Here is a 15,969-nt window from a genome sequence, read left to right as displayed (position 1 = left end):
CCCCTAAGGTCCGGTGGACGTTTGCGCCGGTCCCGCGTCCGGTCAGACCCCGCCGCCGGAAAGTCCACTCCGAGGTGACACGATTCACTTCCCGTTCACCCGGCAGCGTTCCGGGGGATATTCGACCGCCGACGCGGGAAGGATCGTGATGGTCGAGGTTGGCGTCCCCAAGGTGAGTGTCGTGGTGCCCGCGTACAACTGCGGCCCCCACCTCAAGAAGCTGGTGGCGTCGCTGCTGCGCCAGTCGTTACCGGCCGACGAGTTCGAGGCGATCTTCGTCGACGACGGGTCCACCGACGACACGGGTAAGCGGCTGGACCGGCTGGCCGCCCAGCATCCGCACATCCACGTGGTGCACATCGAGAACTCGGGCTGGCCGTCGCGCCCGCGCAACCTCGGCATCGAGCGGGCCCGCGGCGAGTACGTCTTCTTCGCCGACGACGACGACTGGTTCGCCGACCAGGCGCTGGAGCGGCTCTACGACTGTGCGAAGACGTACGACGCGGATCTCGTGATCGGGAAGATGGCCGGGCACGGGCGCGGCGTGCCCCGGGAGCTGTTCCGCAAGAACCGCTTCGACGCCACCCTGGAGAACGCTCCGCTGATCGACAGCCTGACCTGCCACAAGTTGTTCCGCCGCTCCTTCCTCAACGAGCACGGGCTGCGGTTCCCGGAGGGCGGCAAGCGGCGGCTGGAGGACCATTTACTGGTCGTGCGGGCCTACTTCGCGTCCCGCCGCACCTGCGTGCTGTCCGACTACACCTGCTACCACCACGCGCAGCGGGCCGATGCCCGCAACGTGACCGCCGCGCGGCTGGAGCCGTCGAGCTACTTCGCGAGCGTGCGCGACGCGCTGGACGTCGTCGACGCCCACACCGAGCCCGGGCAGCTGCGCGACCGGCTGCACCGGCGTTGGCTGCGCAACGAGATGATCAACCGGCTACGCGGCAAGCGGCTGTTGGACGCTCCCCGGGACTGGGTGGAGCAGGTCGCCGTCGAGGTCCAGAAGATCATCCAGGAGCGGTTCGCCCCCGGGGTCGCCGCTGGCCTGCCGCCGATACAGCGGGCCGTCGCCTACCTGGTCGAGCGGGGCCGGGTCGAGGACCTGCGGCGGCTGGCCCGCTGGGAGGCGGGCATCGCCGGGCACGGCAGGATCGACGCGCTCCAGCCGGACGAGCACGCCGTCACGGTGAGCGTGGCCGCCGAGCTGCGCTCCGCGCACCAACCGATCGGCTTCCGCGCCGACGGCGGGCGCGACGTGCTGGTGCTCCCGGTCAGCGAGATCTCCCCCGACGTGCTCGACTCCACCGCGCAGGTCCGTAAGGCACGTCTGGACATGGTCGCCCGCCGCCGGGAGACCGGCGACGAGATCTTCCTGCCGGTGACGTTCCAGATCGAGCGGGTCGCCGGCCCGGGCGGCGCGGAGACCGTCCATCTGGTGCACCGCGCCACCACCACGATCGACTTCCGGGCCCTCAACGGCGGTCGCACGCGGGGTAGTTGGCTCCTCAAGGCACGGATCACCAACGCCGGATGGACCGAGGACGCGCAACTGCCGCTGCTCTTCATCTGCCCGGCCGACGGCGCTGCTCCGCGTATCCGCGACGAGCGGAAGGTGTGGAACTGGCTGCGGTCGGCGGTGGGGCGCCGGGTACGGCGCTGACCCGACCGCTCGGGTCGTGGGGTGGCGGCCTCGACCGATCGGCGGTCAGCTGCGAAACTGTGTGCCGGTCAGCAAGTGGGGGTGTGGATGAGCAACGGCTGGGTGCTGCCCGACGAGGTGCTCCGGGACGCGCCGGCGTACACGCCGCGTCCCGGTGAGCTCGCGGATCTGGAGCTGCTGCTGACCGGCGCGTACGCCCCCCTGACCGGCTTCATGACCCGCGCCGACCTGGTCTCGGTGAGTCGACGCGGCCGGCTGGCCGACGGCACGCCGTGGCAGGTTCCGGTGACCCTGCAGGTGCCGGCCGCGCTGACACAGGGCTTCGACCCGCGCGATGAGGCCCGTCGGGCCCTGGTGCTGACCGACGGGGAGGGCGCGCCGGCGGCCGCCCTCGACGTGGCGGACGTCTGGCAGGTGCGCGAGGGCGTGGCGGGCGTGGGCGGCGCCCTCCGGCGGCTCGGCGACGGCGCTCACGGTCCTTTCCAGCGGCTGCGTCGCAGCCCCGAGGAGGTTCGCGCGCTGCTGCCCCCGGGTCGGGTCCTCGGGGTCATCGCCGACCGTCCGCTGCACCGGCCGCAGCTCGCCCAGATCGCACACGCCGCCCGTACCCTGGCCGCCCACCTGCTGGTGATGATCCCGGTCGGCGAGGGCGGTGTGGGTGGGCTCGCCCCGGAGGCGCTGGTGCGCACGATCTTCGCCGCCCGGGACCGGATGCCCCCGGCCACCCTGGTCGCCGTGCCGCTGTCGCACCGCCGGGACGAGATCAGCGACGCTCTGCTGCGAGCCCGCGTGTCCGCCGCGTACGGGGTCACCCACCTGCTCTCCACCGGGGAGATGCTCTCCGGCGCGGGTCTGCGGGTGCTGGTGCCCCGCGAGCTGGCGTACGACAACCGCGACGGGCAGTGGCGCTGGCGGGAGGACATTCCGCCGCGTAACCGTCGCCTCGCTCTCACCCAGGACGAGATCGACGACCTGCTCGACCGCGGCTTCCCCTTACCGGAGTGGCACACCCCTCCGGCCGTGGCGAAGGAGCTGGCCCGGGCCCGGCCGCCGCGTCGGCACCGAGGGCTCGTGGTGTTCCTGACCGGTCTCTCCGGCTCCGGCAAGTCCACCGTCGCCAGGGGTCTGGCCGACGCGTTGCGGGAGAACGGCGACCGGACGGTGACCCTCCTCGACGGCGACGTGGTACGCCGGGAACTCTCCGCCGGGCTGGGCTTCAGCAAGGCCGACCGGGACCTCAACGTCCGCCGGATCGGGTGGGTGGCAGCCGAGATCGCCCGGCACCACGGTGTGGGCATTTGTTGCCCGATCGCCCCGTACGCCGCGGCCCGCGCCACGGCACGGGAGATGGCCCTGGCCGCCGGGGCGGGCTTCGTGCTGGTGCACGTCGCGACACCGCTCGAGGTGTGCGAACAGCGGGACCGCAAGGGCCTGTACGCGCGGGCCCGTGCCGGTCTGCTGACCGGCATGACCGGCATCGACGACCCGTACGAGGCGCCGACGGACGCGGATCTGGTGCTGGACACCACCCACCTGAGCGTCGCGGAGGCGGTGCAGGCCGTCCTCGACCACCTGACCGAGACCGGCTGGGTGGAGTTGAAGATCCAGTCCGCCTGAGCCGACGCCCCACCCCTTTACTTCCGCCGCTGTCGGGCACGCGCTAGTGTTCATCTTTGTTGGAACACGTTCGACCACGTGAGAGTACGTGGACCCCGGGAGGCGCGGCGGATGCTCGCTCGACAGCGGCAGTCGGCCATCCTGGATCGGGTCCGTTCCGCGGGCGGTGTCCGGGTGACCGACCTGGCGACCGAGTTCGGCGTCTCCGACATGACCATCCGGCGCGACCTGGAGGCGCTGCACGAGCGCGGCCTGCTGGCCAAGGTGCACGGCGGGGCGACCGCGGCCGGCCCCAGCTCGACGGACGAGCCGGGCTTCCACGCCAAGTCCGTCCGACAACTGCCGGAGAAGGCCGCCATCGCGGACCGGGCGGCGCTGCTGGTCCGGCCCGGCGCGGCGGTCGCCCTCTCCGCCGGCACCACCACCGCCGAACTGGCACGCAGGCTGGTGGACGTTCCCGACCTGACCGTGGTGACCAACTCGCTGCCGGTGGCCGAGATCCTGCACGCCGGGGGCCGGCACGACCAGACGGTGGTGCTCACCGGCGGTGTCCGGACGCCGTCGGACGCGCTCGTCGGCCCGCTCGCGGTGGGCGCCGTCCGGCGGCTGCACCTCGATCTGCTCTTCCTCGGCGTCCACGGCATCACCGAGCGCGCCGGCTTCACCACACCGAACCTGATGGAAGCCGAGATCGACAGGGCGCTGGTCGCCGCGGCCGACCAACTGGTGGTGCTCGCCGACCACACGAAGTGGGGCACGGTCGGCATCTCCTCGATCGTCGAGCTGGCGGCAGCCCAGGTACTGGTCAGCGACGAGGCGTTGCCTCCGCCCGCGCGACGGGTGCTCGGTGAACAGGTCGGCGAGTTGATCATGGTTAAGGCGACGAGGGCGGGCCGCGCGACGCGCACGCCGACGAGTGAGGGGACGGCGCCGTGAAGCGCACCGCGATCGACCTGGCCGACGGCCGGGAGCTGATCTACTTCGACGAGAACGAAGACGCCGTCCGCGACCAGCCGGACCGCCGCGAGCTGCCGCCGCCACCACCCGCGTCGCAACTGCGCTACGACCCGCTGACCGACGAGTGGGTGGCGGTGGCCGCGCACCGGCAGACCCGCACCTTCCTCCCGCCCGCGAACGAGTGTCCCCTCGACCCGTCGGTGGGCGACCGACTGACCGAGATCCCCTCGCCGGACTACGACGTGGTGGTCTTCGAGAACCGGTTCCCCTCGCTGAGCGGCCGGGTCGCCGACGAGCCCGGCGAGATCACCCCGTTCACGCCGGTCCGGCCGGGCGTGGGTCGGTGCGAGGTGGTCTGCTTCACCTCCGACCACAACGCCTCCTTCGCCAGCCTCCCGCCGCGTCGCGTCCGCACGGTCCTGGACGCGCTCGCCGACCGGACCGAGGTGCTCGGCGAGCTGCCCGGGGTGGAGCAGGTGTTCTGCTTCGAGAACCGGGGCGTGGAGATCGGTGTGACGCTGCACCACCCGCACGGGCAGATCTACGCGTACCCCTTCGTGACGCCGCGCACCCGGGCGTTGCTGGCGGCGGCCCGCCGGCACGCCGAGCGGACCGGCGGCAACCTGTACGCGGACGTGCTGGCCGCCGAGCGTGCGGTCGGCGACCGGGTCGTCACCGAGAACGAACACTGGACGGCGTTCGTGCCGGCGGCGGCCCGCTGGCCGTTCGAGGTGCACGTCGCGCCGCGGCGCGTGGTGCCGGACATCCCGGCGCTCAGCGACGGCGAGCGGGACGCCTTCGGGCCGCTCTACCTGAATCTGCTACGCCGCTTCGACGGGCTGTTCGACATGCCGATGCCCTACATCGCGGCGTGGCACCAGGCGCCGGTGCGGATCGACCGCGAGCTGGGCCACCTGCACCTTCAGCTGTTCAGCATCCGGCGGGCCAAGGACAAGCTGAAGTACCTGGCCGGCTCCGAGTCGGGGATGGGCGTCTTCATCAACGACATCTCCCCCGAACGCGCCGCCGAACTGCTCCGCGCCGCCTGACCGGCCCGTCGGCCGCGTGCTCGACCGTGAGGGCCGGGGAACAGGGCGCGGGGGGCCCGGGACAGGGCCCCCCGCAGGGAAGGGACGGCTGGCTGTGCTCGACAGCCGGGAAGGCTGGCTGATCGGCACGCACACCGCGGTCGACCTCGGTCAACCTTCTGGACGCGACTGGCATCTCGTCCACCCTGGTCAACGAGGCGCGCCGGGCCGGGTGACGCCGCACGCGTGTCGCCCGCCGGACACAGCGGAGCCCGCCGGCGGGTGCCGGCGGACTCCGGTGGTGACGCTGTCGGATCAGGCGGAGAGCCGGCGAGCCAGGTTCTCGTCGAGCGCGTTCATGAACTCGTCGGTGGTCAGCCACGGGGCGTCGCGCGAGATGAGCAGCGCGAGGTCCTTGGTCATCTGGCCGCCCTCGACGGTGTCGATGATGACCTGCTCCAGGGTGTTGGCGAACTCGGTGACCGCCGGCGTGCCGTCCAGCTTGCCCCGGTGGGCCAGGCCCCGGGTCCAGGCGTAGATCGACGCGATCGGGTTGGTCGAGGTCTTCTCGCCCTTCTGGTACTGCCGGTAGTGCCGGGTGACAGTGCCGTGCGCGGCCTCGGCCTCGACGGTACGGCCGTCCGGGGAGAGCAGCACCGAGGTCATCAGACCCAGCGAGCCGAAGCCCTGCGCGACGGTGTCGGACTGCACGTCACCGTCGTAGTTCTTGCAGGCCCAGACGTACCCGCCCTCCCACTTGAGCGCGGCGGCGACCATGTCGTCGATGAGCCGGTGCTCGTAGGTGAGGCCGGCGGCGTCGAACTCGGCCTTGAACTCGGCCTCGAACACCTCGGCGAAGATGTCCTTGAACCGGCCGTCGTACGCCTTGAGGATGGTGTTCTTGGTCGACATGTAGACCGGGTAGTTGCGGTCCAGGCCGTACCGGAACGAGGCCCGGGCGAAGTCCCGGATCGACTCGTCGTAGTTGTACATGCCCATGGCGATGCCGCCGCCGGGGAAGTTGGCGACCTCCATCTCCATCGGCGCGCCGCCGTCGGCCGGGGTGTAGGTGATGGTCACCGTGCCCGGGCCGGGGACGACGAAGTCGGTGGCCTTGTACTGGTCACCGTGGGCGTGCCGGCCGATGATGATCGGCTTGGTCCAGCCGGGGACCAGCCGCGGCACGTTGGACATGATGATCGGCTCACGGAAGACGACGCCGCCGAGGATGTTGCGGATGGTGCCGTTGGGCGACCGCCACATCTTCTTCAGGCCGAACTCCTCGACCCGGGCCTCGTCCGGGGTGATGGTGGCGCACTTGACGCCGACGCCGTGCTCCTTGATGGCGTTGGCGGCGTCAATGGTGACCTGGTCGTCGGTCTCGTCGCGGTACTGGATCGACAGGTCGTAGTAGTGCAGGTCGACGTCGAGGTAGGGCAGGATCAGCTGCTCCCGGATCTGCTTCCAGATGATCCGGGTCATCTCGTCGCCGTCGAGCTCCACGACCGGGTTGTTTACCTTGATCTTCGCCATCGGCCGGCGCTCCTCTCGGGGGACACGTGCTCAAGCAGTACGAGCGTACTGCAATTGGGCCGGCAGCCCCCAGCCGGCCTCTGCCGAGCGGTGAAATTGGGCTGCACGGCACAGCAGTTCCCTGACACCATCGCGCGATGCCACTGAGCCGCACCTTCGGGTCTATCACGGCCACGGCGCTCACCGACGGCGAGGGCGCCTTCTTCCAGCTCCGCGACGAGGCATTTCCGCACGCCACGGCCGCGCACTGGGCGGAGGCCGACCGCCGCCACCCCACCTCCCCCACCGCCCACCTCCCCCACCGCCCACCCACCCACCCGCCCGCCCCCGTTGATCATGAGGTTATCGCCCCCTCACGCGGCGTGTTGGAGTAATAACCTCATGATCATCGAGCGGGTGGACGTGCGGGCCCGGTGATGACGCGGTGATCAAGAAGTTTGCGTCAGGAATTGGGGCTTTGGTGACGCAAACTTCTTGGTCAACCGGGGCGGGCGGGCGCGGGGAGTCCCGGGCGTGGAGCCGGCTCGGGACGCGGAAACCGGCTCGGGACGCGGAAACCGGCTCGGGACGCGGAAACCGGCTCGGGACGCGGGGGCTGGGATGGGGCCGCAGGGGCTGGGATGGGGCCGCGGGGGCTGGGGTGGGGTGCGGGGGCTGGGGTGGGGTGCGCGAAGGGCGCGCCGGCTTGGCCGGCGCGCCCTTTCCGTGCTGCTGGGTGGATCACATGCTGGAGATGTCGCCCTGCTTCGCGCGCACGGCCTCGGCTGCGGCCAGGAGGCTGGCCCGCTCGTCGGCGTCCAGGTCGGTCTCGACGACCCGACGGACGCCCTCGGCGCCGATCTCGGCCTCGACGCCCAGGTAGACGCCGGAGATGCCGTACTCGCCGTCGACCCAGGCGCAGACCGGCATGACGTCGCCGGAGTCCTCAGCCACGGCCTTCGCCATCCGAGCGGCGGCAGCGGACGGGGCGTAGTACGCCGAACCGGTCTTGAGCAGCGCGACCACCTCGGCGCCGCCGTTGCGGGTCTTGACGACCAGTTCCTCGATCTGCTCGGCCGGCATGGCGTCACGCAGCGGCTTGCCGTTGACGGTGCTCTTCGACGGCACCGGGACCATGGTGTCGCCGTGCGAGCCGAGGGTCAGCGTGCGTACCGACGCCACGGGCACGTTCAGCGCCTCGGCGACGAAGTTGCTGAACCGGGCGGTGTCGAGCATGCCGGCCTGACCGAGCACCCGGTTCTTGGGGAACTGGGTGGCGATCTGCGCCAGGGCGGTCATCTCGTCCAGCGGGTTGGAGACGACGATGACGACGGCGCTCGGGGCGTACTTGGCGACGTTCTCGGCGACCTGGCGGACGATCTTGGCGTTGGTCTCCAGCAGGTCCATCCGGCTCATGCCCGGCTTGCGGGGCAGACCAGCGGTGATGACGACGACGTCGGAGCCCTCGATGGCCTCGTAGCCCTCACCGTTCGGGCCGGTGGTCACGCCGACGACCTTGGTCTCGAAGCCCTCGATGGCCCGCGACTGGTTGAGGTCGAGCGCGAGGCCTGCGGGCTTGCCCTCCACGATGTCGGTGATCACGACGGTGTCGAAGACGTCGTACTCGGCCAGGCGCTGCGCGGTGGTGGAGCCGTAGAAGCCAGCCCCGACGACAGTGACCTTCTTACCCATGGTCGTCCCACTCCCTGATACCAGTCGGTTTTCCGGACCGTATCAGTCATCCTGGCACCGAACGGGCCAGGGGCGGCGGCCATCGTCGGGATGGGGCGAACGTCACCGGCGTCACCGGCGCACGGGTCAGCCGCGCTCGGCGCGCTCCACCACGTTTGTCAGCAGCATGGCGCGGGTCATCGGGCCGACACCGCCCGGCATCGGGACGAGCGCGCCGGCCGTCTCGGCCACCTCCGGGTCGACGTCCCCGGTGTAGCGGCCCTTGCCGTCGGGGCCGATCACCCGGGTGATGCCGACATCCACGACCACCGCGCCCGGGTTGATCATGTCGGGGGTGAGCAGGCCCGGTACGCCGGCCGCGACGATGACGATGTCGGCGGCACGCGTGTGCGAGGCGAGGTCGAGGGTGCCGGTGTGGCACAGGGTGACGGTGGCGTTCTCGCTGCGACGGGTGAGCAGCAGGCCGAGTGGACGGCCGACCGTGTTACCTCGGCCGACGACCGCCACGGTGGCGCCGCGCAGCGCGACGTCGTGGCGGCGGAGCAGCTCGACGATGCCGCGCGGGGTGCAGGGCAGCGGGCCGTCGTAGCCGAGGACGAGGCGGCCCAGGTTGACCGGGTGCAGGCCATCGGCGTCCTTGTCCGGGTCGATCAGCTCCAGCACCCGCTGGGTGTCCAGGTGGGCGGGCAGCGGTAGCTGGACGATGTAGCCGTGGCACGCCGGGTCGGCGTTCAGCTCGGCCAGGACGTCGTCGACCTGCTGCTGGGTGGCGTCGGCCGGCAACTCCCGGCGGATCGAGGCGATGCCCACCTCGGCGCAGTCACGGTGCTTGCCGTTGACGTACGCCTGGCTTCCCGGGTCGGCGCCGACCAGGACCGTGCCGAGACCGGGGGTGATGCCGCGCTCCGCGAGAGCCTTCACCCGTGTCCGCAGCTCGTCCTTGATCTCGGCTGCGGTTGCCTTGCCGTCCAGAAGCGTCGCCGTCACGACCAGATCGTCTCATGTCCGGCAGCCGGCGATCCCGGGACCTCGTTCCGGGCGGCTGTCGAAGCCCGGTCACCCACCAATCGGTAACGAAGAGTCACGTGCACTTCATCACTATGAGTGACACTGCGTGGAACCGATCACAGCCGAAACGGTCGGAGTCCGCAGGCGCGGCCGAGACTGGACGACGCGCCGAAGGGCGTCGAATCCACCTCAGCCGAGCACGAAGACGGCCCAACTCGTCGGAGATTGCGCAGGCCAGAGCCACCTGTCCGGTTTGGGCTAGCACGCGGTGTCGTGCCACGCAAGCAAGGCGTCGTCGGACCGTTACGTGCTCGCAACCGGGTCGTTGTCGACAGCCGGTAACCGACCTACCGTTGCCGCTTGTTGCGCAGCGTAAACCCAGCGTCGGGTCTGACTGCGCAGCGTGAGGAGATGAGGAGGCTCTATGCGAGTTCGTAGACTCGCCGCCTGGACCGCCCTCCCGCTCGCGGTGACGCTGGGCCTCGCGGCCTGCGGCAGCGGCGGAGACGGTGGATCCGGCGGCAGCGGCACGTCGGCCGTCAGCATCCAGATCGGCGAGCCGAAGCACCTGGTTCCCACCAACACCACCGAGACGGCCGGCGCACAGGTCCTCACCGGCCTGTTCAGCCCGCTCGTCGACTACGACGCCCAGAACAAGCCGTACGAGGTCGCCGCGCAGTCGGTCACGTCGTCCGACAACAAGGTCTGGACGATCAAGCTCAAGGACGGCTACACCTTCCACAACGGTGAGAAGGTCACGTCCGAGGACTACATCAACGCCTGGAACTACGGCGCGTACGCCCCCAACGGTCAGGACAGCAACTTCTTCTTCGAGAAGATCGCTGGTTACGCCGACCTGCAGGGCGACAAGCCGAAGGCCAAGGAGCTGTCCGGGCTGAAGAAGGTCGACGACCTGACCTTCACCGTGACGCTCTCCGAGCCGTACATCGACTTCCGGACGATGCTCGGTTACACCGCGTTCTACCCGATGCCGGACGCCGCGTTCTCGGCGCCGGGCGTGCTCAAGGACTCCTACGAGCAGGCCCCGATCGGGCAGGGCCCCTTCAAGATGAAGGGCACCTGGCAGCACGACAGCAAGATCGACATCGAGCGCTACGACGCGTACCCGGGCGAGAAGCCCAAGGCCAAGGACATCGAGTTCCGGATCTACCAGCAGCTCACCGCGGCCTACGCGGACGTCCTGGCGGACAACCTGGACGTGCTGCCGACGATCCCGACCGAGAGCCTGAGCACCGCGCCGACCGACCTGGGCGACCGGTACCAGACCAGCCCGATGTCGTCGTTCCAGTTCCTGGCGTTCCCGACGTTCGACAAGGACTACGCCAACCCGGACGTCCGCAAGGCGATCTCGATGGCGATCGACCGTGACGAGATCACCAAGTCGGTCTTCAAGGGTTCGCAGCAGTCGGCGCGCTCCTTCGTCTCGCCGGTCCTGCCGGGCTACCGGGAGAACACCACGGGCAAGGCGGGCGAGTTCAACCCGACCGAGGCCAAGAAGCTCTACCAGGCCGCTGGTGGCCCGTCCAAGATCGTCATCTCCTACAACAGTGACGGCGGTCACAAGGACTGGGTCGACGCCACGGTCAACCAGCTCAAGGCCAACCTGGGTGTCGACGCCGTCGGTGTCGCCGAGCCGAAGTTCGCCGACCTGCTGACCAAGGTCGAGAAGAAGCAGCCGGTGGGCGCGTTCCGGATGGGCTGGGTCATGGACTACCCGAGCATGGAGGACTACCTCGGCCCGCTGTACAGCACGAACGGCTCGTCGAACTACTACGGCTACAGCAACCCGGAGTTCGACAAGCTCGTCAAGGAGGGTTCCGCCGCCAAGACGCAGGACGAGGCGATCGCCAAGTACCAGCAGGCGGAGGACATCCTCGCCAAGGACATGCCGGTGATCCCGCTGCGCTTCGGCCAGAACGTGTACGGCCACTCGTCCAAGGTCAAGAACGTGGAGATGGACCTGTTCCAGCGGGTCAACCTCGTCAAGATCGAAGCGGCCAGCTGAGCTGACCAACGGTTGCGGGTCACCCAGGCAACGACGCCCGGGTGGCCCGGACCTCGCTATCCGGCACGGGCCGCACGCGGGCCAGGAGTCGGTGGCGCCGGCCTCCCCCGGGCCGGACGGCACGTCTCGGATATTTCGGGTACGACCAGAGATGCCGTCCTGCGACCCTTTCGCATATTTCCGGAGAGACTGCTAAGCATGTTCCGCTACATCTTGCGGCGCCTACTCCAGGTGGTCCTGGCATTCTTCGGGACCACCCTGATCGTCTACGCGCTGATGTTCGCCGGCCAGGGCGACCCCATCCAGGCACTCGCGGGCGAACGCCCGGTGACGCCGGCCCAACGGGCCTACCTGACGGAGAAGTACCACCTCGACGCGACAGGCGTCGGCGGTTTCTTCTACCGCTACTTCGACTACGTCAAGAGCCTGCTCCAGGGTGACCTCGGCCAGTCACTGACCGGCCGCCAGATCGGTGACATCCTGCAAGGGGCCTGGCCGGTCACCCTCAAGCTCGCGCTCATCGCGCTCGCCGTGGCGATCATCTTCGGAGTCAGCGCGGGCGTGGTCGCCGGCATCCGCCGGGCCAGCATCTTCGACAACTCGACGCTGGTGCTGACCCTGCTCGTGCTGGGCATCCCGACGATCGTGCTGGCGCCGCTCGCCCAGTACTTCCTGGGCGTCAAGTGGCAGCTCTTCCCGCCCACCGCCGGCTCCCAGCCGACGTTCTACGCGCTGCTGCTGCCGGGCATCGTGCTCGGCTCGCTGTCGCTGGCCACCGCCCTGCGGCTGACCCGTACCTCGGTGGCCGAGAACCTGCGCGCCGACTACGTCCGGACCGCGCGGTCCAAGGGCCTGGTCAAGCGCCGCATCGTCACCGTCCACGTGCTGCGCAACTCGCTCATCCCGGTGGTCACCTTCCTCGGTGTGGAGCTGGGCAACCTGATGAGCGGCGCGATCATCACCGAGGGCGTCTTCAACATCCCCGGCGTGGGCTTCAACCTCTTCCGCGGCATCCGCACCGAGGACGGCCCCCTGGTGGTGGGCATCGTGAGCGTGCTGGTCGTGGTCTACCTGGTCTCGAACCTGGTGGTGGACGTCCTGTACGCCGTACTCGACCCGAGGATCCGCTATGAGTGAGCGCAGCGAACGAATCATCAGCGCAGCGTGTCTGGGCTCTCAGGCCGGCATCGAGCGCAGCGAGGTGTCGGCATGAGTGACTTCGAAACCGTGGCGGCCAGCGAGAACCAGGCCGCACGGCGTGGCCCCTCGGGCGAGCCCGGCACCCCGAACCAGGTCGGTGCGCCGCAGAAGCCGCGCAGCCTGGCCGGCGACGCCTGGCGCGACCTGCGCCGCAACCCGATCTTCTGGATCTCGCTGGCACTGGTCGTCATCTTCACCCTGATGGCGCTCGCCCCCGGCGTGTTCACCGCCAACAGCCCGAACGACTGTCTGCTGTCCCGCCAGCACGCCGGGCCGTCCGGCGCGGCCATCTTCGGGTACGACTTCCAGGGCTGCGACACGTACTCCCGGGCGGTCTACGGCACGCGGGCCTCGCTGCTGGTCGGCGCGCTCGCCGCGCTCGGCACCGGCATCATCGCGCTGGTCGTCGGCATGCTGGCCGGGTACTTCGGCCGCTGGGTCGACGCCGTGCTCTCGCGGGTGATCGACGTGGTGCTCGGCATCCCGCTGCTGCTCGCGGCGATCGTGCTGCTCAAGCGGGTGTCCAGCGACAGCGAGAACGCCCGGATCGCCGCGGTGATCTTCGTGCTGGCCATCCTGGGCTGGACCACCGCCGCCCGGGTGGTGCGCTCCTCGGTGATCACCGCCAAGGAGCAGGACTACGTGGCGGCGGCCCGGATGCTCGGCGCCGGCAACGGCCGGATCATGTGGCGGCACATCCTGCCGAACTCGCTGGCCCCGGCCATCGTCGTGCTGACCATCGCGCTCGGCTCGTTCATCGCCGCCGAGGCGACGCTGTCCTTCCTGGGCATCGGCCTGAAGGCGCCGACCATCTCGTGGGGCCAGGACATCGACACCGGCCGGATCCACATGCGGGAGGCGGCGACGCCGCTGATCGTCCCGTCGGCCTTCCTCGCGCTGACCGTGCTGGCGTTCATCATGCTCGGCGACGCGATCCGTGACGCCTTCGACCCGAAGCTGCGGTGACATCCCATGACCCACTCCACCGTCGAACCCACGCCCGCCTCCGCCACTGGCGAGGGCGGCCACCTGCTGGAGCTGCGGGACCTGCACGTCGAGTTCCGGACCAACGAGGGCGTGGCCCAGGTCATCAACGGCGTGTCGTACCACCTGGACGCCGGGGAGACCCTCGCCGTGCTCGGCGAGTCCGGCTCCGGCAAGTCGGTCACCGCCCAGGCGATCATGGGCATCCTGGACACCCCGCCCGCGTTCGTCCGCTCCGGCCAGATCCTCTACCGGGGTCAGGACCTGCTCACGGCATCCGAGGAGCAGCGCCGGCAGGTCCGCGGCAAGGAGATCGCAATGATCTTCCAGGATGCGCTGTCCGCCCTGAACCCGGTGTTCCCCGTGGGGTGGCAGATCGGCGAGACGCTACGCCAGCGCTCCGGCATGTCCCGGGGCGACGCCCGCCGCCGCGCCGTCGAGCTGATGGACCTGGTCAAGATCCCGGGTGCCGCCAAGCGGATCGGCGACTACCCGCACCAGTTCTCCGGCGGCATGCGGCAACGCGTCATGATCGCCATGGCTCTGGCGCTGGACCCGAAGGTGCTGATCGCCGACGAGCCCACCACCGCGCTCGACGTCACCGTGCAGGCCCAGATCATGGACCTGCTGGCCGACCTGCGCCGCGACCTCGACATGGCGATGATCCTGATCACCCACGACCTGGGTGTGGTCGCCGGCGTCGCGGACCGGATCGCGGTCATGTACGCGGGTCGGATCGTCGAGCACGCCGACGTCCGCTCGCTCTACAAGGCGCCCGCCCACCCGTACACGAAGGGGTTGTTGGAGTCGATCCCGCGGATGGACGTCCGCGGCCAGGAGCTGTCGACGATCAAGGGGTTGCCGCCGAACCTGATGCGCATCCCCTCCGGCTGCCCGTTCCACCCCCGGTGCCCGTACGTGCAGCAGGTCTGCGTGGACGTGGTGCCGCACGACCTGGTCCTCGGCGACGGCCGGACCAGCGCTTGCCACTTCGCGCAGGAGGTCCGTGATGACAGCGCCCGCTAGCTCCACCAAGGTCCGGGGCGAGACCATCCTCTCCGTCGACAACCTGGTGAAGCACTTCCCGATCAGTCAGGGTGTGCTCTTCCAGCGGCAGATCGGCGCCGTCAAGGCCGTCGACGGCGTCAGCTTCGAGCTGCGCCGGGGCGAGACGCTGGGCGTGGTCGGCGAGTCCGGCTGCGGCAAGTCGACCCTCGCCCGGCTGCTGATGCGGCTGGAGACGCCCACCTCCGGGCGGGCCACCCTGGAGGGCAGGGACCTGTTCAAGGCGTCCGGGTCCGAGCTGCGCCGGCTGCGCCGCAACATGCAGATGGTCATGCAGGACCCGTACACGTCGCTGAACCCACGGATGACTGTCGGCGACATCATCGGCGAGCCGTTCGAGATCCACCCGGACGCCGCTCCCAAGGGCAGCAAGGCCAAGCGGGTCCAGGAGTTGCTGGACGTCGTCGGGCTGAACCCGGAGCACATCAACCGGTACCCGCACCAGTTCTCCGGCGGTCAGCGTCAGCGCATCGGCATCGCCCGGGCGCTCGCGCTGCGGCCCGAGGTGATCGTCTGCGACGAGCCCGTCTCGGCGCTGGACGTCTCCATCCAGGCCCAGGTGATCAACCTGCTGGAGCAGCTCCAGGACGAGTTCGGGCTGTCGTACATCTTCATCGCCCACGACCTGTCCGTGGTGCGGCACATCGCCGACCGGGTCGCGGTCATGTACCTCGGTCGGATCGTCGAGATCGGCACCGAGGACGAGATCTACGAGCGCGCCACCCACCCGTACACCCAGGCCCTGCTCTCGGCCGTGCCGGTGCCGGACCCGGAGGTACGCGACCAGCGCAACATGATCCGGCTGGTCGGTGACGTGCCGAGCCCGGCCGACCCGCCCAGCGGCTGCCACTTCCGGACCCGCTGCTGGAAGGCCCAGGAGATCTGCGCGGTCGAGGACCCGCAGACGGTCCCGAGAGCGGCCGACCCGCACCCGTCCGCCTGCCACTTCGCCGAACTCCGCCCCCCAACCCCGGCCTGACCCAACCCCGGCCTGGCCCAGCCCCAGCCCCAGCCCCAGCCCCAGCCCCATCATGGAGTTGTGGTGGCCGTTTTGTCGGCCGGCCGGCGCCCCTTTTATGAGGCACCACAACTCCATGATGGACGGGGGCGGGGGCGGGCAGCCAGGGTTGGCGAGTGGTTAGGGCCCGTGCGAGATTTACTTGGTCGATTTCAGGTTGGATGTCTTGTTCAGTGGGATTTCCGGGGTCGGTCCAGGG

General features: G+C 69.9%; 13 protein-coding genes. 10 read left to right on the top strand and 3 right to left on the bottom strand.

Annotated elements, in window-relative coordinates; translation table 11 throughout:
- The first annotated feature begins 148 nt into the window (after nt 1–148).
- The 4 genes from ACLQ24_RS05680 to galT all read left to right on the top strand — a co-directional run bounded on the left by ACLQ24_RS05680 (nt 149) and on the right by galT (nt 5,286).
- Nucleotides 149–1,663: a glycosyltransferase family 2 protein gene (locus ACLQ24_RS05680; protein WP_425889360.1), complete on the top strand. Its 1,515-nt coding sequence runs from the start codon at nt 149–151 to the stop codon at nt 1,661–1,663.
- An 87-nt stretch (nt 1,664–1,750) separates the two neighbouring features.
- Nucleotides 1,751–3,280 carry an adenylyl-sulfate kinase gene (gene cysC, locus ACLQ24_RS05675; protein WP_425889358.1) on the top strand — a complete coding sequence of 510 codons (1,530 nt, stop codon included), beginning with the start codon at nt 1,751–1,753 and terminating at the stop codon, nt 3,278–3,280.
- A 111-nt stretch (nt 3,281–3,391) separates the two neighbouring features.
- Nucleotides 3,392–4,216 carry a DeoR/GlpR family DNA-binding transcription regulator gene (locus tag ACLQ24_RS05670; RefSeq protein WP_425889458.1) on the top strand — a complete coding sequence of 275 codons (825 nt, stop codon included), beginning with the start codon at nt 3,392–3,394 and terminating at the stop codon, nt 4,214–4,216.
- Nucleotides 4,213–5,286, top strand: coding sequence for a galactose-1-phosphate uridylyltransferase (gene galT / locus ACLQ24_RS05665; RefSeq protein WP_425889356.1), 1,074 nt, complete (start codon nt 4,213–4,215; stop codon nt 5,284–5,286). The genes ACLQ24_RS05670 and galT overlap by 4 nt, the downstream gene beginning before the upstream one ends.
- 294 nt (nt 5,287–5,580) lie before the next feature.
- On the opposite strand, the gene ACLQ24_RS05660 is transcribed toward galT, so the two are convergent.
- Nucleotides 5,581–6,798, bottom strand: a complete 1,218-nt coding sequence (locus tag ACLQ24_RS05660; protein WP_425889354.1) for an NADP-dependent isocitrate dehydrogenase — start codon at nt 6,796–6,798, stop codon at nt 5,581–5,583.
- Between the two features lie 137 nt (nt 6,799–6,935).
- Here ACLQ24_RS05660 and ACLQ24_RS05655 point away from each other — a divergent pair, with 137 nt between their 5' ends.
- Nucleotides 6,936–7,172: a hypothetical protein gene (locus ACLQ24_RS05655; protein ID WP_425889353.1), complete on the top strand. Its 237-nt coding sequence runs from the start codon at nt 6,936–6,938 to the stop codon at nt 7,170–7,172.
- Between the two features lie 346 nt (nt 7,173–7,518).
- On the opposite strand, the gene ACLQ24_RS05650 is transcribed toward ACLQ24_RS05655, so the two are convergent.
- Complete coding sequence (locus ACLQ24_RS05650; protein ID WP_425889351.1) at nt 7,519–8,469, bottom strand: malate dehydrogenase; 951 nt, start codon at nt 8,467–8,469, stop codon at nt 7,519–7,521.
- A 126-nt stretch (nt 8,470–8,595) separates the two neighbouring features.
- Nucleotides 8,596–9,456 (bottom strand): bifunctional methylenetetrahydrofolate dehydrogenase/methenyltetrahydrofolate cyclohydrolase, encoded by an 861-nt coding sequence (locus tag ACLQ24_RS05645; protein ID WP_425889350.1) that lies wholly within the window; start codon nt 9,454–9,456, stop codon nt 8,596–8,598.
- 445 nt (nt 9,457–9,901) lie between these two features.
- Here ACLQ24_RS05645 and ACLQ24_RS05640 point away from each other — a divergent pair, with 445 nt between their 5' ends.
- The 5 genes from ACLQ24_RS05640 (at nt 9,902) to ACLQ24_RS05620 (ending at nt 15,731) form a co-directional block, all read left to right on the top strand.
- Nucleotides 9,902–11,503 (top strand): peptide ABC transporter substrate-binding protein, encoded by a 1,602-nt coding sequence (locus tag ACLQ24_RS05640; protein WP_425889348.1) that lies wholly within the window; start codon nt 9,902–9,904, stop codon nt 11,501–11,503.
- 198 nt (nt 11,504–11,701) lie between these two features.
- The gene (locus tag ACLQ24_RS05635; RefSeq protein WP_425889346.1) at nt 11,702–12,640 is read left to right on the top strand and encodes an ABC transporter permease; all 939 of its coding nucleotides are present in this window, start codon (nt 11,702–11,704) and stop codon (nt 12,638–12,640) included.
- Nucleotides 12,641–12,712: 72 nt separating this feature from the next.
- A complete protein-coding gene (locus tag ACLQ24_RS05630; RefSeq protein WP_425889344.1) occupies nt 12,713–13,669 on the top strand; it encodes an ABC transporter permease in 957 nt (318 codons plus the stop codon).
- 6 nt (nt 13,670–13,675) lie between these two features.
- Nucleotides 13,676–14,713 (top strand): ABC transporter ATP-binding protein, encoded by a 1,038-nt coding sequence (locus ACLQ24_RS05625; protein WP_425889343.1) that lies wholly within the window; start codon nt 13,676–13,678, stop codon nt 14,711–14,713.
- Entirely contained in the window at nt 14,697–15,731 is a 1,035-nt protein-coding gene (locus ACLQ24_RS05620; protein WP_425889341.1) for an ABC transporter ATP-binding protein, read from the top strand. Before ACLQ24_RS05625 ends, ACLQ24_RS05620 begins: the two co-directional genes overlap by 17 nt.
- The last annotated feature ends 238 nt before the right edge of the window (nt 15,732–15,969 follow it).

The sequence above is a fragment of the Micromonospora sp. DT4 genome, assembly GCF_049841675.1.
GTDB lineage: Bacteria > Actinomycetota > Actinomycetes > Mycobacteriales > Micromonosporaceae > Micromonospora.
Note: the sequence above shows the minus strand (reverse complement) of the source record. Positions and strands in the feature narration are given on the sequence as shown.

Coding starts and splice junctions, on each gene's coding strand:
- ACLQ24_RS05625 (WP_425889343.1), top strand. CDS start 13,676: ATGACCCACTCCACCGTCGAACCCACGCCCGCCTCCGCCACTGGCGAG.
- ACLQ24_RS05670 (WP_425889458.1), top strand. CDS start 3,392: ATGCTCGCTCGACAGCGGCAGTCGGCCATCCTGGATCGGGTCCGTTCC.
- ACLQ24_RS05620 (WP_425889341.1), top strand. CDS start 14,697: ATGACAGCGCCCGCTAGCTCCACCAAGGTCCGGGGCGAGACCATCCTC.
- ACLQ24_RS05630 (WP_425889344.1), top strand. CDS start 12,713: ATGAGTGACTTCGAAACCGTGGCGGCCAGCGAGAACCAGGCCGCACGG.
- ACLQ24_RS05680 (WP_425889360.1), top strand. CDS start 149: ATGGTCGAGGTTGGCGTCCCCAAGGTGAGTGTCGTGGTGCCCGCGTAC.
- cysC (WP_425889358.1), top strand. CDS start 1,751: ATGAGCAACGGCTGGGTGCTGCCCGACGAGGTGCTCCGGGACGCGCCG.
- ACLQ24_RS05660 (WP_425889354.1), bottom strand. CDS start 6,798: ATGGCGAAGATCAAGGTAAACAACCCGGTCGTGGAGCTCGACGGCGAC.
- ACLQ24_RS05635 (WP_425889346.1), top strand. CDS start 11,702: ATGTTCCGCTACATCTTGCGGCGCCTACTCCAGGTGGTCCTGGCATTC.
- ACLQ24_RS05650 (WP_425889351.1), bottom strand. CDS start 8,469: ATGGGTAAGAAGGTCACTGTCGTCGGGGCTGGCTTCTACGGCTCCACC.
- ACLQ24_RS05640 (WP_425889348.1), top strand. CDS start 9,902: ATGCGAGTTCGTAGACTCGCCGCCTGGACCGCCCTCCCGCTCGCGGTG.
- ACLQ24_RS05655 (WP_425889353.1), top strand. CDS start 6,936: ATGCCACTGAGCCGCACCTTCGGGTCTATCACGGCCACGGCGCTCACC.